The 14,538-nt window shown below is 62.3% G+C and carries 13 protein-coding genes; 7 read left to right on the top strand and 6 right to left on the bottom strand.

The window, feature by feature from the left end:
* The 3 genes from Q7S96_03245 to Q7S96_03235 form a co-directional block, all read right to left on the bottom strand.
* On the bottom strand, positions 1–364 hold a 364-nt coding region (locus tag Q7S96_03245; GenBank protein ID MDO8463261.1), incomplete at its 3' end, for a hypothetical protein.
* Positions 365–589: 225 nt separating this feature from the next.
* On the bottom strand, positions 590–2,530 hold the full coding sequence (gene ftsH / locus Q7S96_03240) for an ATP-dependent zinc metalloprotease FtsH (GenBank protein MDO8463260.1): 1,941 nt from the start codon (positions 2,528–2,530) through the stop codon (positions 590–592).
* Between the two features lie 144 nt (positions 2,531–2,674).
* Positions 2,675–3,904 carry a S1 RNA-binding domain-containing protein gene (locus Q7S96_03235; protein MDO8463259.1) on the bottom strand — a complete coding sequence of 410 codons (1,230 nt, stop codon included), beginning with the start codon at positions 3,902–3,904 and terminating at the stop codon, positions 2,675–2,677.
* A gap of 231 nt (positions 3,905–4,135) precedes the next feature.
* On the opposite strand from Q7S96_03235, the gene Q7S96_03230 reads away from it, so the two are divergent.
* From Q7S96_03230 to Q7S96_03210, 5 genes are all read left to right on the top strand, one after another.
* The gene (locus Q7S96_03230; GenBank protein ID MDO8463258.1) at positions 4,136–7,687 is read left to right on the top strand and encodes a YCF48-related protein; all 3,552 of its coding nucleotides are present in this window, start codon (positions 4,136–4,138) and stop codon (positions 7,685–7,687) included.
* 129 nt (positions 7,688–7,816) lie between these two features.
* Positions 7,817–8,428, top strand: a complete 612-nt coding sequence (locus Q7S96_03225; protein ID MDO8463257.1) for an MBL fold metallo-hydrolase — start codon at positions 7,817–7,819, stop codon at positions 8,426–8,428.
* Between the two features lie 16 nt (positions 8,429–8,444).
* A complete protein-coding gene (locus tag Q7S96_03220) occupies positions 8,445–8,720 on the top strand; it encodes a hypothetical protein (GenBank protein ID MDO8463256.1) in 276 nt (91 codons plus the stop codon).
* 14 nt (positions 8,721–8,734) lie between these two features.
* Positions 8,735–11,281 (top strand): DNA gyrase subunit A, encoded by a 2,547-nt coding sequence (gene gyrA / locus Q7S96_03215; protein ID MDO8463255.1) that lies wholly within the window; start codon positions 8,735–8,737, stop codon positions 11,279–11,281.
* 78 nt (positions 11,282–11,359) lie between these two features.
* On the top strand, positions 11,360–11,947 hold the full coding sequence (locus tag Q7S96_03210) for a transposase (GenBank protein MDO8463254.1): 588 nt from the start codon (positions 11,360–11,362) through the stop codon (positions 11,945–11,947).
* Between the two features lie 264 nt (positions 11,948–12,211).
* Here the strand turns inward: Q7S96_03210 and Q7S96_03205 are convergent, their stop codons facing one another.
* The 3 genes from Q7S96_03205 to Q7S96_03195 all read right to left on the bottom strand — a co-directional run bounded on the left by Q7S96_03205 (position 12,212) and on the right by Q7S96_03195 (position 13,548).
* Complete coding sequence (locus tag Q7S96_03205; protein ID MDO8463253.1) at positions 12,212–12,916, bottom strand: hypothetical protein; 705 nt, start codon at positions 12,914–12,916, stop codon at positions 12,212–12,214.
* Positions 12,917–13,024: 108 nt separating this feature from the next.
* The gene (locus tag Q7S96_03200; protein ID MDO8463252.1) at positions 13,025–13,249 is read right to left on the bottom strand and encodes a hypothetical protein; all 225 of its coding nucleotides are present in this window, start codon (positions 13,247–13,249) and stop codon (positions 13,025–13,027) included.
* A 29-nt stretch (positions 13,250–13,278) separates the two neighbouring features.
* Entirely contained in the window at positions 13,279–13,548 is a 270-nt protein-coding gene (locus Q7S96_03195) for a hypothetical protein (GenBank protein MDO8463251.1), read from the bottom strand.
* Between the two features lie 126 nt (positions 13,549–13,674).
* On the opposite strand from Q7S96_03195, the gene rpmF reads away from it, so the two are divergent.
* Both rpmF and nusB read left to right on the top strand, forming a co-directional pair.
* A complete protein-coding gene (gene rpmF, locus Q7S96_03190; protein ID MDO8463250.1) occupies positions 13,675–13,899 on the top strand; it encodes a 50S ribosomal protein L32 in 225 nt (74 codons plus the stop codon).
* 42 nt (positions 13,900–13,941) lie between these two features.
* Positions 13,942–14,508 (top strand): transcription antitermination factor NusB, encoded by a 567-nt coding sequence (nusB, locus tag Q7S96_03185; GenBank protein MDO8463249.1) that lies wholly within the window; start codon positions 13,942–13,944, stop codon positions 14,506–14,508.
* The last annotated feature ends 30 nt before the right edge of the window (positions 14,509–14,538 follow it).

Below are 14,538 nucleotides of genomic sequence, written 5' to 3'. Positions count from 1 at the left end.
GGGATTCGTGGAGGAGGGGGTTCAGGGTGTCTTTCCAGGATTCGTACGGGAGGTGATTTTCTGGGGTTTCGGATTCGGGGATCTCTCCAGTGCGGTATGCGTCCGCGAGCGTGTTGACGAGCGTGACGAGCTCCGTGAGGGAGATGATGCTTGGTTTGTTCTTGGGGACGATGTCCTTGAGGGAGGCGACGGCGGTTTCCACCTCATCAATGTTCGTGAGGGGTCCTTGGTATCCGAGGGAGCGGAAGTGGTCTCGGATTTGCTGTTCGAGGTTGCGGACGTAGGAACGGACCTCACGAGGGAGGTTGTCCTTGGCGATATGGGAGCGGGGGGATTCGGAGGGGGAGGGGGGGTGTTCGGGCATAATGTATCTTCTCTCTCCGCAGCTGGCGCGTGAGCGTCAAAGATTGTAGCGGAGATCTTTAGACCTCCATTCGGATGGTGTGGGCGACTTTGGTGGCGGGAGAGGATGGAGACCTGAAGGTCTCCGCTACGGGGAGGCACCTCTCATGCTTCATGATACCGCATTCTCGTGCTCCAACATGAAACGGCCGAGCGGGTGCTCGGCCGTTTCATGTGCGCGTGGGGGTTACGACTCCTGGTGTGTGTCGTCGTCGCTCGGCTCCTCCGGCTCGTCGGTATCCGTCGCGGTTGGAGGTGGGGTACTCCGTTTCGTCGGCGCGATGCGCCAGGCGTGCGGGTGTTCGTCGAACATCGCCTCAAATTCCTCCTGTTCGATGGTCTCCTGTGCGAGGAGCTTCTGGGCGATGGCGTCGAGCTTGTCGCGGCGCGTGTTCACGATCGTCGCGGCACGCTCGCGGGCCTCGGCGAGGAGCCGGTCCACCTCGTCGTCAATCACCTCGGCGACTTTCTCTGAGTAGTCGCGCTGCTCGTGGATCTCACGTCCGAGGAAGATCATTTCGTCGTGTTCGCCGAACGTGCGCGGGCCGAGCGCGTCGCTCATGCCGTATTCGGTGACGATGCGGCGGGCGAGCCGCGTGGCCTGGCGGAGGTCGCTCGAGGGGCCGGTGGTGAGCGCCGCGTCACCGAAGATCGCGCGCTCGGTTGCGAACCCGCCGAGCATGACCGCGAGGTCGTCGAGGAACTCCGCGCGCGTGCGGTAGTGCTTGTCCTCGAGCGGTAGCTTGAGCGTGTAGCCGCCCGCCATGCCGCGCGAGATGATGGAGACCTTGCGCACGGGGTCGGCGTGCGTGAGCTCGTGTGCAACGAGCGCGTGGCCTGCTTCGTGGTACGCGGTAATTTTGCGTTCCTGATCGGAGAACACGCGACTCCTGCGCGCGGGACCGAGGAGCACCTTCTCGATCGCCTCGACGAACTCATCCATCGCGATGCTCTTCCGGTTCCGTCGTGCGGCGAGCAGTGCCGCCTCGTTCGCGATGTTCTCGAGATCTGCGCCGGAGAACCCAGGCGTGCGCTCGGCGATCTTCCGGAGGCGGACGTTGCGCGCGAGGGGCTTGCTCGTGGTGTGCACCTTGAGGATGGCCTCGCGGTCCTTGATGTCCGGAAGATCGAGGACAATGCGTCGGTCGAAGCGGCCCGGGCGGAGGAGCGCGGGGTCGAGGACATCGGGGCGGTTCGTCGCCGCGATAACGATGACGCCGCTATTCGGGTCAAAGCCGTCCATCTCGACGAGGATTTGGTTGAGCGTCTGCTCGCGCTCGTCGTGGCCGCCGCCGAGGCCGGTGCCGCGTTGGCGTCCGACCGCATCAATCTCATCCACGAAGACGATGCACGGCGCGATTTTCTTCGCGCGCTGGAAGAGGTTGCGCACCCGCGACGCGCCGACCCCGACGAACATTTCGACGAACTCCGATGCGGACATGTGGAGGAACGGTACCGACGCCTCGCCGGCGACTGCGCGCGCGAGGAGCGTCTTGCCGGTGCCGGGCGGGCCCATGAGGAGGACACCCTTTGGGATTTTCGCGCCGAGTGCCACGAATTTTTTCGGGTGTTGGAGGAATTCTACGATTTCCTCGAGCTCTTCCTTCGCCTCCTGTGCGCCAGCGACGTCACGGAATGTCGTTGCGGACTTTGCATCCTTGGTTGCCTCGCGCACGCGCGCCTGGCCGAACATCATCGCGCGGCTGTTCGCGCCCTGGACTTGGCGCATCATGAAGAAGATGAACCCGCCGATGAGGAGGAACGGGATGAGGAACGGGAGGAGCACCTGTGCCCAGTATGCGAAACCGCTCTCCTCCACCACCTCGATGGCGACGTTCGCGTACGTCTCCGGCGTGAGACCGTAGTGCTGGAGGAGCTCGGGGACGGACGTGCCGGGTTCCTTGCGAACCGTCGCGGTGCTCCCGTCACGCATGGTGACGGTGAGTTTCGTACCCTGGATACCAATGCGCTCCACCTCGCCGGTGCGCACGCGCGTCGCGAGCGTCGTGAGGTCGAACTGCTCCGGCTTTGCGATCGGCACGTTGTACAAGCTGAAGAGTGCCGCGACGATGAGGAAGGTGACGAGGATGGCGATCGATTGCTTCGTGGGTTGGGGCCTGCGGGCCATAGGAGAATAGGGGACAAGAGACGAAGAATACGCACGGTGATTCCATCGTACCGTGTTTGGTCGCTCTGCGAAACATCGGCGGGCGTGGAGGAGTACCACATGAGCCCCGAATGGTTCGGGGCTCATGGGCGGAGTGCGTTCTGTTTACTTGCGTTCCTCGGTTTCCTCCGGTGGCTCTTTCGCTTCCGGTTCTGACGCTTGCGGCTTGCGGCTGTCGGCTTGCGACTTGAGCGACAGCCCAAGCCGGTGCTCCTTGGGATCGAGCGAGATGACCGTCCACTCGCGCTCCTCGCCGATGGCGGCGACGGCATCCGGTCGGGCCGGTGGCGGGTCGCCGAGCTCGGAGATGTGTGCGAGCCCGTGGATTTCGGGATCGAGTTCCACGAACAACCCGAATGGTTGCGCCTTCACCACCTTCCCGCGGATTTGCTGGCCAATGTGGTAGCGCTGTGCGGCAGCAACCCACGGGTCCTCGGTCATGCGCTTCCGCGAGAGGAAGATTTTGGATCCCTCGATGTTGATGATCTGCACCTCGACGCGGTCGCCGATGGCGAGGACGTCGCGCGGGTGATCCACGCGCTGCCAGGAGAGTTCGGAGATGTGGACGAGCCCCTCGAGGTGGTCGCTCCCTTCACCAACCGGTGCACTGTTGCCATCTTCCGGAATGGGGAAGCGCACGAATGCGCCGAAGTCCGCGAGCGCGGTCACCTGGCCGGTGATGCGATCGCCAACCTTGTACTGTGCGAGGACTTGGGACTGCGTCTCCTCCCACGCGGCTTTCTCCGAGACGATGAGCTTCTCGTCGGTCGGCTGTACATCAATGACCTTCACGTCGAAGCCCTTCCCGATGAACGATCGAAGTTTTTCAAGAATTTTCTGCTTGTCGCCGCCTGAGACGCGCGGGTAGTTCCCCGGCGAGAGCTGCGAGACGGGGAGGAACCCCTGGACGTTCCCGAGCTGTACGATGAGTCCACCCTTGTTGGCATCGAGGACGCGCACCGATGTCACCGTTCCGGCGCGGCGGAGATCATCGAGCGCGCCCCACGCCTTTTGGTGGCCGGCGGAACGGAAGGAGAGTTCGACAAAGCCGCGCTCGTTTTCGAGGTCAACGACTGTTGCCTCCACGCTATCGCCCAGATGGAGGTTCGCGGTCATGCCGGAGGGATCGTGGAGCTCCGGTCCGCGGACGAGACCGGTGCGGTAGCCCGTGATGTCCACCTTGATCTCATTGCGGCCGATACCAACGATCGTGCCAGACACGAGCTGGCCGGTTTTTGGAATACGGAGGTACTCCTTATCTGCGAGGAGTTCCCGGAGTACGCTGCCGGCCTCCGTCGGGGCCGCGCCGTTTGTTGGAGCGATTGCGGTGTGCATAGAAACATCGAACGATGAGCCCATCTCCTATGCGGGAGACAGAGCCGCACCCCAAAGAGGGGTGCAGTGAATACTGGAATCATCCTAGCAGGGCGCTCCGGTGTTGGCAAGCGGCGGTAGATAGGAGTGGGTGTGTATACCGTGGAGGTGCGTCGTGCGGTATACTGCTCTCGTGAGGACATCATTCACACGCTTCGTGTGCCTCCAGCTATTCAGCAACTCTTTCGTTTCATGCGATACGCCATAGGCATCATGCTTTTCCTCGTTGTGCTCGCGACAGCGGGTGTGTTCCTCGGTACGCCGCAGCGAGCGGCAACGGACGTCGCGCCCACACTGTCGGGCGGTACGATCGCGAGTGGAGACCGCGGCGTCTCCACCACGCAGACGATCACCTTTGAGGATGCGAACGCGCTCCTCGCAACGTCCGCCGTGCAGACGACGTGGCGGTCGGAGCAGGGGATGTCGAATGGATTCAGTGATGTCGCGTTCACGTCGAGCACGTCGGGGTACGCCGTGGGGGGAAAAAACCACTTCATGTCCACGATTGATGGTGGGGTGACGTGGACGCACGTCGTGCTCAGTGGGGCATCTGTGGACATTGACGGCATCTCTTTTGCTGATGCGAACACTGGGTGGATCGTCGGTGCGAGCGGCACGATCTACAAGACGACGGACGGTCTCGCGTGGACTGCGCAGACGAGCGGCACCGCGCAGAACATCCTTGACGTGTACGCCGTGAGCGCGACGACCGTGTACGCGGTAGGGGTGAGCGGCACGATTATCGGAACCACGGACGGCGGGACGACGTGGACCGCACAGACGAGCGGCACCGCGAACGATCTCTGGGGTATCCACTGCACTTCCACAACAGCGTGCGTGGCCGTCGGTGCGAGCGGGACCATTCTCACGACAGCGAACGGTGGCGGTACATGGACGACGCGCACGAGCGGGGTCGCCGTCCTACTCTATGAGGTCGCGTGTACGGGGAGCACCTGCGCGGCGATTGGAGATACCGGTACGATCATCCGATCAACGGATTCCGGCGCGACGTGGACATCGGTGACGAGCGGGACGGCAAACGCCCTCTACGGCATCGCGTTCGGCAGTGCCACCACGGGGTGGGCGTTCGGCAACAACGGAACCATCCTCAAAACAGCAGATGCCGGCGCCACGTGGACCGCACAGACGAGCGGGGCCACGACGTACCTCGCTGCCGCCTTCGCACTCGATGCGACGACGGTGTGGGTGTCGGGTGGGGCATTATTCACGACGGCGAACGGAGGAACCACCTGGACTGCGAACCGGGGTTTCGACGTTGATGAAAACATCCAAAGCTACAATATCCATGAGATCTCGTTCGCTGATGCCGATACCGGCTGGCTCGCGAGCGGAACGAGCGATACCGTTGGCGGTGGCATCGCGAAGACAACGAACGGCGGCGCACTCTGGACATCCCAACTCAGCGGTCTCGATGATGCATTTGAGGGGATTGACTGCCCGAGCACGACGTTCTGTGCGGCCGTTGGGCGCAGTGGCATCATCTACACGACGACGGACGGCACAACGTGGACGCTGCGGACGAGCGGCATCGCGACGGACCTCCTTGATGTGGAGTGTCCGAGCGTTGGGACGTGCTACGCGTTCGGCACGGCTGGTGCCATCCTCAAGACGACGAACTCCGGCGCGACGTGGACCGCGCAAACCGGTGTTGATGCGGGTGTAGAGTACAAGGACGCGTCGTGCCTGGACGCGAGTACATGCACCGCCGTCGGAGGATTCTCCGGTGTCATTCACACGGACAATGGCGGCACAACGTGGACGAGCTGGAATCTCAGCGTCAACACGACGCAGTATGGTATCCACTGTCCCAGCGCAACAACGTGTTGGGTTGTGGGGAGCGGTGGAGTGATTTATCGGACGACGAATAGCGGTGCGAGCTGGACGACGGTGACGAGCGGTACGAGCAACGACCTCAACGACGTGTATTTCCCGACGGCAAACGAGGGATGGGCGGTTGGTCAAGAATCCACGATTCTTTCCACGACGAACGGCGGAACAACGTGGACCTCGGCAACCGTTGCGCCGAGTGCAGGGCTGCCGCAATTCCTCACCACGATTGAGGGTTTTGGCGCGGCGAATGTCTGGGCTGCTCCGCGTACTTCGGCCGTGATCATTCGACCGGCACCGAACATGGTGCTCCAGCGGAACTCCGGCAATACGCAGGGTGGGGCCGCTGCGGGCGCGAACCTCTGCACGGCGGTGACGGTTTCGAGCTCTGCGAAGCAGATCACCTGCGAGAATGGCACACTCATTGATAAGACGTGGTACACCCTGACCGGTGAGAGTGGGGCCGGCGGCATCCTCGCGGCGGACGGCACGGCGATGAGCGCGGATGTCACGCGTGCTTTCTACGTGGAGAACAGCCAGAGCGGCGGTACCGATACGACGCCGCCGGACCCGCCGACGAATGCAAAGCTCGTGGTCTCGAATTTTGGCGACGTGAGTGTCCTTTCCGGGACAACGTCCATTCCGGCAACACTCACGTTCACCTGGACCGATCCCACGGCGACGGACTACAGCCATGTGCGGTTCGTCGAGTACATCGGCGAGCGTGGTGCTGAGCTTGGAAATGCCAGCGGTACCTTCACGCGCACGTTCACGCTCGTCAATGGGACCGAGTACCGCTACATCATGCAGGCCGTGGACAGCTCGGGGAACCGTTCGTCGGATGTCTCGTTCGTCCTCCGGCTCCCGACCGAGGATCCCGGCCCCGGGACGTTTACCATAACCGTTCGTGCCGGCCAGCAGCAGGTGAACACGCTCGTCCCGCCACCCGGCACCGAGCCGGAGGTGCCGACGGAGCCAGAGGAGCCAACCGAGCCGCCAACAACGACGGAACCGGAGGAGCCCACCGAGCCCGTGCCCCCGCAACCCGTGGGGTCCATTCCCGCACCCACGATTACCGATTCGGGGAGCGGTCAGGGTGTCGTCTCGATCATGTGGGAGAATGCTCCGGAGGTTGCGGTGGCAGAGACGAGAATCTATCGCGTCGTGGGCGGCCAGCTCGAGCGTCGCGGCACGATTGTGCCGCCGCAGACCATGTTCGAGGATCAGGATGTTGTGGTCGGCGGGGCGTACCAGTATGCAATTCGGACGATTGCAGTGGATGGCCGCCAGTCGTCGCTCGTGCGCGCGGGGTTCATCGTGCGCGGCGCGGCGGATGAGCTGGACAGTATCCTGACGATAGCGGACGCAGTCGTCGCGGTCGTCCATATGGCACCATGTGGCGGATTCTCGATCGCAGAAGCGAAGTGGGTCGCGGAGTCCTTCAAGGATGCAACGGGCAGACCTCCAACGCTCACGCCGAGTGATCTCGAGTTCATCTGCGCGCTCAAGATTGATCCGCTTGATCCCAAGATTTTCGCGGCGCAGTTTCCCGGGTTACGAAATACGGCGAACGAGAAGTTTGCACACGATCAGTTTGTCGCGTTTTTTGGGCGCGAGCCGGGCATGGGTGCAAACGGGAGCCCGCTCGCACTCGACCTCGCGCGGCGTGACATGCTCGCGGTTGAGTTCCTTGCGTACAAGCCAAAACTTGCTACAACGACTGTGAATATCGTACGTGAGCGTGTGTGCATGCGGCGATTCCTCCAGCGCGCGCTGCCGGTGCTCGACATGGTGACACACACGCTCATGGAGAAACCCATCGGCGCACCGCCGGACAGCTTTGATGACTTCTTGTACGTGCACGCCTGTTCCTACTCCGGTGCACTCCTCCCCTGACGAACGCACCCCCTCCCGTACTGGGAGGGGGGTTCGTTCATGCGGGTCGCGCTTGTCAATCCTTCTGCCCGTCGCTATCCTGGAAGGTGTACGGTGGGTCTCCTCACCGGCATGGTGTGCGTCCTCCCTATGATCATCCAGTACCACGGCGATGCATGCGTGCGGCTCTCTGGGAAGCACGGCGGAAGCGATTTCACGGTGCTCATGGATCCGTACGATGCGAAGGAGACCGGTCTCCGGGTTCTGCGCCCCTCGAGCGTGGATGTCGTGCTCTCGACGACCGGCGTGGTTCCGAGTTTTGGCGAGGGGCCGTTCATCATCACGGGCCCCGGGGAGTACGACGTGCGCGGGGTGAGCATCATCGGCATCCCATTCCATGGGAAGACCATCTACCGCATCGCTGCGGAGGACCTCACGATCGTCCACCTCGGATTCGTCGCAGCATCCCCGGACAGTTTGCTCATCGAGCAGCTCGGTGACGTGGATATTGTTTTTGTGCCGGTCGGCGGGAACGGCGTGCTCACCGCTTCGGGGGCCGCCGAGGTCATCGAGCGCATGGAGCCGCGCGTCGTCGTGCCGATCCAGTACGCGGTACCAGAATCGAACCTCCCGTACGATCGCGCGACGGCGTTCGTGAAGGAGATGGGGTGCAACGAGCGTGATGCCGAGGACAAGCTCAAGGTGGTGAAGCGCGACCTCCCGACGGACGAGCGTTGGGTGCGGCTCCTTGAGGTGAGCTGAGCGTCGGATGACGTGCATGTCCCCTCGCATCAAGCTCACGGTTGCCGTCACGCTCATCGCGAGCGCGATCGCAGGGGCATGGCTCGTACTCTTCCGTCGGCAAGTGCTCGTGCACATGCCTGCAGAGGCGCGCGGTCCGTCGCTCTCCGAGCTCTCGCAGGATTTTAATACACAGTTCTCGGAGTACCAGGCGCAGCTCGATCGCATACGCGATGGGGAGCCCGAGGCACCCCCTGCGTCCGTTGATGCAGACGTGGCACCTGAGGACATGCGAACGCCACAGACCCCCTGAGCAATCACCCGCGTATGGCAAAGCAGCACCCAAAGAAGAAACACCTCCTGAAGCGACGCAATGCTTCGGCGACGGACAGCGCGGCAGCGCACGACGATGGCGGTCGCAAAGCGCGGCCGCTCGGCGGCGTGGAACTCATGCCGATTGTTGAGGAGATGGAGCGTTCGTACCTCGACTACGCGATGTCCGTCATCGTCGCGCGCGCGCTGCCGGATGTCCGCGATGGATTGAAGCCCGTCCACCGGCGTATCCTCTACGCGATGTGGCAGATGGGACTCCGGCCCACCGCGAAGTTCCGCAAGTCCGCGACGATCGTCGGAGAGGTGCTCGGCAACTACCACCCGCACGGCGACAGCGCGGTGTACGACGCGCTCGTCCGCATGGCGCAGCACTGGTCCCTCCGCGAGATGCTCGTCCGCGGCCAGGGGAACTTTGGCTCCATGGACGGTGACCCCGCCGCGGCCTACCGCTACACCGAAGCCAAGCTCATGCCGATTGCGGAGGAGCTCCTCCGCGATATCGAGCGGGACACCGTGGAGTTCATACCGAACTACGACGGATCCAAGCAGGAGCCCACCGTCCTCCCCGCGCTCCTCCCGAACCTCCTCGTGAACGGCACCGTCGGTATCGCCGTCGGCATGGCGACCTCCATCCCGCCGCATAATCTCGGCGAGGTGTGCGATGCGATCGTGTACCTCATTGACCACGAGGATGCATCGGTTGATGACCTCCTCCAGTTCATCAAGGGTCCGGACTTCCCCACGGGCGCGACGATTTTCGACGCGAAGGAGATCACGCAGGCCTACGCGACGGGCAGGGGCTCCATCGTCGCGCGCGCCGATGCGGAGATCGTCGAGGATGGTAAGGGGACGAAGATCATCGTCACCTCACTCCCGTACGCGGTGAACAAGGCATCGCTCATCGAGAAGATCGCGATGCTCGTGACACAGAAGAAGGTGGAGGGCATCCGCGACCTTCGCGACGAGTCGTCGAAGGGCGACGTGCGCATCGTCATCGAGCTCAAGCGCGACGCGTACCCGAAGAAGGTGCTCAACAAGCTCTACCACGCAACGCAGCTCCAGGATTCGTTCCACGTGAACATGCTCGCGATTGTGGACGGCATCCAGCCGCGCGTCCTCAATCTCAAGGGCATCCTTGAGGAATACCTCAAACATCGTCGCGATATCGTGCGACGACGAACGCAGTACGATCTCACCCGCGCCCGTGAGCGCGCGCATATCCTCGAGGGGTTGAAGCTCGCCATGCTCAAGATTGACCAGGTCATCGAGACGATCAAGAAGTCCAAGGATCGTGAGGTTGCGCGGGAGAATCTCATCAAACAGTTCAAGCTCTCCGAGGCGCAGGCGAATGCGATCCTCGACATGCGTCTCGCACAGCTCGCGAACCTCGAGCGCATCAAGGTGGAGCAGGAGCTCAAGGACAAGCTCGCGCTCATCGCGGAGCTCGAGGCGATTCTGAAGTCCGAAGCGCGGATGCTCCGGGTGATTCGGGAGGAAGTGGTCGCGCACCGTACGCAGTACGCGACACCGCGTAAGACGCAGGTGCGTGCGCAGGGGCTCAAGGATTTCCGGCAGGAGGATCTCATCCCGAATGTCCCCGCGATCGTCATGGTGACGAAGGGCGGCTACATCAAGCGCGTGGCACCGGATACGTTCAAGACCCAGGGACGCGGTGGTAAGGGGGTCATCGGGCTCACGTCCAAGAAGGAGGAGGACTTCGTTGAGCACCTCTTTGCGACCGAGACGCACGCGGACGTCCTCTTCTTCACGACGCGCGGGCGTGTGTTCCAGCTCAAGGCATACGATATTCCTGAGGGCACGCGGACATCGAAGGGCCAGTCCATCGTCAACTTCCTCAACTTGTCGCCGGCGGAAGGTGTCTCCGCGATTCTCCCGCTGTCCGACTTGTCGAAAGACGAGCAGTTCCTCGTCATGGTGACGGCGCAGGGTGCGATCAAGAAGGTGGAGCTCGATGCGTTCAAGAACATGCGCTCGAGCGGGCTCATCGCAATCAAGCTGCGCGGTGATGACCTTCTCAAGTATGTGAAACCGTCCACCGGCAAGGATGAGATCATGCTCATCTCCCGCGAGGGGCAGGCGATCCGGTTCCGCGAGAAGGACGTGCGGGCGATGGGGCGCATTGCGTCGGGCGTGCGCGGCATGAAGCTCGCGAAGAAGGGCGATGCCATCGTGGGGATGGATGTCATCGGCAAGGGGTGCCAGGGGGACTCCTGCGAGGTGCTCGTCATCATGGATCAGGGATTTGGCAAGCGAACGGCACTCAGCCAGTACCGCATCCAGGGTCGCGGCGGCTCCGGCATCAAGACGGCCGAGCTCACCGCGAAAACCGGCAAGATCGTCACCGGCTACGCCCTCAATGCGAAGGTGCCGCCGGAGGATCTCATCGTCATGTCAAAGAACGGGCAGGTCATTCGCCTCCCGTACAAGGAGGTGCGCGTCACCGGTCGCGCCGCCCAGGGCGTCCGCGTCATGCGCTTCAAGCAGGACGCCGACGTCGTCGCGAGCGTCGCGTACGTGTGAGGATCGTGGGGGGGGGAGAAGTGGGGCTGTCTCAGACACGCATGAACGAACGGGCGGGGTTTACCCCCGCCCGTTCGTATGGAGGGACATCCTCAGCGAAAGCGCATCCGTCTCGAAGCGCAAAGCTACGCAATGGGAGCGTGCTCCGTCACGATCGGCATCCACGAGCGCAGCGCAGCATTCCAAGACCATGCGCTCGCGGGGATTGCCGTCCGCGCGATTGGCGATGCAGCGGTGGACGCAGGAGTGGTCGTTCATGCGTACTGCGTCATGCCGGACCACGTGCATGTGCTGCTTGAAGTACGGGAGGGGGTAAACCCCTCCCCTACGAATCCTGATGAGGCGTTCCCCGCTCATCATGGGGGTGGGGTTTCTTCTCGTCCGTTGGTGGAGGCACAGCCACCGATGATCGCGTTCATCCGCCTCCTCAAGGGGAGAACCATTGCAGGAGCACGACGTCAACATCTCGTACATCATTCGTTTTGGCAGCGTAGCTTCTATGATTATTTTCTTCGTCACGGAGAAACGATCGAAGTCGTAACGCGGTACATCCTCAATAATCCGGTTCGTGGTCAGCTTGTTGCACGTTGGGACCAGTGGCCGTGGAGCGGGTCATTGGTCCTTTCTCATGAGGATCTCGTTGCAGTGATGGATGGGAGGGGGTAAACCCCTCCCCTACGTATGCGGTGATAGGGGTGCTCCATGTTTCCCGTAGCGGCGGGGTTTATCCCCGCCCGTTGGTGAAGGTGGGATCATGGTGGAGTGCGTGGCGCGTTCACCGTAGGACGGGAGGGGGTAAACCCCTCCCCTACGAACGTTGATGAGACGTTTCCTATTTCCCGTAGCGGCGGGGTTTATCCCCGCCCGTTGGTGGAGAGAGGATTATGTCAAAGCATTCCACCCACCCCGGATTCGGGGTGGGTGGTGTGGTTACGGCGCGTTGATTTCGTCGAACACCGCGCTGCACTGTTGTGGTGGCAATGCTGCGTGGCGGTGGTGGCGGAGCTTGAGCCACGCTCGTCGTTTGGTGGTTGCTCTGATGGTTCCGCTGCGACTCATGGATAGCTGGAGCGGTGCGAGCGTGTCGCTGATGTCGCAGGGAATGACGATCGGCGCGACGCGCAGGTGAGCGATGAGATGTGTTCGGAAGATCGTGAGCATCTCTTTCGTCAGCTGCACGTTGGGTTCGCCGAATTCCATGAGGTACCACCATTGCTGCTCGGGATTTCCCCTGCTTACGAGAGGGAGCAGAAGGTCATCAAGGCGACCATCCCTCCTCCACGTTGCGAGAAAGCGTATCCAGCAGTACACGAAGCGTCGTGCGTACTGTTCGTCCGAGATGATCTCGTCGGGTGCGCAGGTCGCGTACCTCCAGACCATGCGTAGCCATGCGATGGGGCCGCCCAGCATTGATGCAGACATGAGCTTCAGCGCGTGGCGCTCATATGCTGCGATGGGGTGTCGCAGGAAGAACGAGTACGCGGCAACGATCTTGCGCCAGCGTTCCCGTCGTCGCACTCGGCGCACGTCCGCCAAGGGCAAGCACGCAATGAGCGGGTCCATGACTGCATGCGCGATCGCATGTGTTGTTGCATCGTGGCCGCAGAAGTCGCGGTTGAAGACAGGACAGTGCACGGTCACCTCCGTAGTTGTGAAGGAGTAATTCTTCAATGAACGATATCAAACATGGTGCGCGCTGTCAAAAGATTCCACCCACCCCGGATTTGGGGTGGGTGGTGTGGTTCAGGGGACGGACTGGATCTCGCGGAAGACCGCGATGACGGTGGGATCGCGTTTGCGTTGCTCGCTCTCCGCGTCGGTGATCGCACTCCGGATGCGCTGGGCGGCGATGAGAGGCGTACACTCGTTGAGGTCTACGAGCCGCGTGACGACGGCGAGCGTTTGGATGGTGGGATCATCCGGAAGCAATCGGCCCCGGAGATCGAACACCATGAGGGAACGTGCCATGGACAACTCCTTTCTCGTGTGTGGCTACGTTAGGCCGAGAAGTTCGCGATGGGCTCGCAGGTGATGAGCTCCGCGAAAGGCCGTGAACTGTAGTTTGCGCAGATGTGAGCAGTCACCCGTTCGATGTGCTGCTGGAGCTCGGTGGAAACGCGGTCGCAGGCCTCATGTTCCTGTGACGCGGTGGTCGTACCGCCGGGCCGGGGGAGTGTCTCGGTCGAAACGAGGCGCACGACGGCAGTGGGCGGAACGGTGGACGTGATGGGGTTGTAGGTGACCCGGAAATGGAGCTTCCAGTACATGGACTACCTCCTCTTGGTGAAAGATTCTGTGGCGATCATACCACGTCTTGCGCGATCTGTCAAGCCCGTGCTACGCTGGCGATGGTAGTATTTGTTCGTTTTCGTGGGCAATACACGCGTGCACCTATGCCAGTTCCAGCAAGGAAACAAACCAGCTCACACGGCAAACGTCGCCGGTCGCACCTCGCGCTCAAGCGGGGAAACCTCGCCACATGTGCGAAGTGCGCGAAGCCCGTATTCCCACACCGCGCCTGCACCACGTGCGGCACCTACCGTGGTCGTACCGTCCTCTCGATCGTGCCGCGCGTGCGGAAGTCGAGCAAGGAAACGCGAACGGGAAAAAAGAAGTAGGATTGGGAAACGTCCGTTGTTCATTTGAGGACCCCCTCCGGTATGGCCAATCGCCACCTCTTGCGGACCGTCGCCATGCAGTCCCTCTTCCAGTGGGACTTTGGGAAGCAGGAGGACGACCTCCCTGCAATCGTGGATGCGAACATCGCAGAGTTTGCGCCCGGCGTGGAGGACGCATCGTTCGCGCACGAGCTCGCGGAGGGTGCGGCCGAGCACCGGCAGGAGATTGATGCGTTCATCCAGCAGTGGGCGCCGCACTGGCCGCTCGAGCAGATCACGAACGTTGATCGCAGCGTCATCCGCATCGGTATCTACGAGCTCAAGTTTGGGAAGAGCCAGGTACCGCCGAAGGTGGCGATCAACGAAGCAATCGAGCTCGCGAAGACGTTCGGCGGCGACGCGAGTGGCAAGTTCGTTAACGGTGTCCTCGGCGCGATCTTCAAGGACATGATCGCGAAGGGTGAGGCCACGGAGGAGGGCGACCTCACGGACGACGGCGAGGGCGATACCGGCGAATCGGAGCCCGCGACAGCAGTTGCGGCAGAGGTTGTACCTGTCGTTGCGGAAGCCGATGACATTGCAGGAGACGCGGAGCCGACGTCCTCGTAGAGGCGAGCGACGTTCCGCTGACCGTTCCCA

The organism is bacterium, assembly GCA_030647005.1.
Classification (GTDB): Bacteria; Patescibacteriota; Patescibacteriia; order JACPHY01; family JACPHY01; genus JAUSKG01.
The sequence above is the reverse complement of the archived record's forward strand: the minus strand, read 5'-3'. Positions and strand labels throughout refer to the sequence as shown.

Coding starts and splice junctions, on each gene's coding strand:
- gyrA (MDO8463255.1), top strand. CDS start 8,735: ATGGCAAAGCAGCACCCAAAGAAGAAACACCTCCTGAAGCGACGCAAT.
- Q7S96_03195 (MDO8463251.1), bottom strand. CDS start 13,548: ATGTACTGGAAGCTCCATTTCCGGGTCACCTACAACCCCATCACGTCC.
- nusB (MDO8463249.1), top strand. CDS start 13,942: ATGGCCAATCGCCACCTCTTGCGGACCGTCGCCATGCAGTCCCTCTTC.
- Q7S96_03230 (MDO8463258.1), top strand. CDS start 4,136: ATGCGATACGCCATAGGCATCATGCTTTTCCTCGTTGTGCTCGCGACA.
- Q7S96_03235 (MDO8463259.1), bottom strand. CDS start 3,904: ATGCACACCGCAATCGCTCCAACAAACGGCGCGGCCCCGACGGAGGCC.
- Q7S96_03220 (MDO8463256.1), top strand. CDS start 8,445: ATGTCCCCTCGCATCAAGCTCACGGTTGCCGTCACGCTCATCGCGAGC.
- Q7S96_03200 (MDO8463252.1), bottom strand. CDS start 13,249: ATGGCACGTTCCCTCATGGTGTTCGATCTCCGGGGCCGATTGCTTCCG.
- rpmF (MDO8463250.1), top strand. CDS start 13,675: ATGCCAGTTCCAGCAAGGAAACAAACCAGCTCACACGGCAAACGTCGC.
- ftsH (MDO8463260.1), bottom strand. CDS start 2,530: ATGGCCCGCAGGCCCCAACCCACGAAGCAATCGATCGCCATCCTCGTC.
- Q7S96_03225 (MDO8463257.1), top strand. CDS start 7,817: ATGATCATCCAGTACCACGGCGATGCATGCGTGCGGCTCTCTGGGAAG.
- Q7S96_03210 (MDO8463254.1), top strand. CDS start 11,360: ATGGAGGGACATCCTCAGCGAAAGCGCATCCGTCTCGAAGCGCAAAGC.